This window comes from Phaeodactylibacter luteus, assembly GCF_007993045.1.
Lineage (GTDB): Bacteria > Bacteroidota > Bacteroidia > Chitinophagales > Saprospiraceae > Phaeodactylibacter > Phaeodactylibacter luteus.
The window spans coordinates 1-246 of sequence record NZ_VOOR01000275.1; the positions used below are offsets into that span (position 1 = coordinate 1).

The window sequence follows — 246 nt, forward strand, 5'->3', positions numbered from 1 at the left end:
ACGTCACTGTAATCCTGCAGAACCAGTTCGGCTGCGATTCCGTCGTCGTCACTTCTACTGCACTGCTGCCGACCGATTCCACCTTCGTTTTCCTGCAGTCCTGCAGCCCTGCGGATACCGGGCACGTCACTGTAATCCTGCAGAACCAGTTCGGCTGCGATTCTGTCGTCGTCACTTCTACCGCACTGCTGCCAACCGATTCCACATTCATTTCCCTGCAGTCCTGCAGCCCTGCCGATACCGGGC

Annotated in this window: 1 protein-coding gene; it reads left to right on the forward strand. The window is 57.7% G+C overall.

Translation table 11 applies throughout. The features are described from left to right. Window positions 1-246 (forward strand): hypothetical protein (locus FRY97_RS22845; RefSeq protein ID WP_170254916.1); only part of this gene is annotated, 246 nt, incomplete at both ends.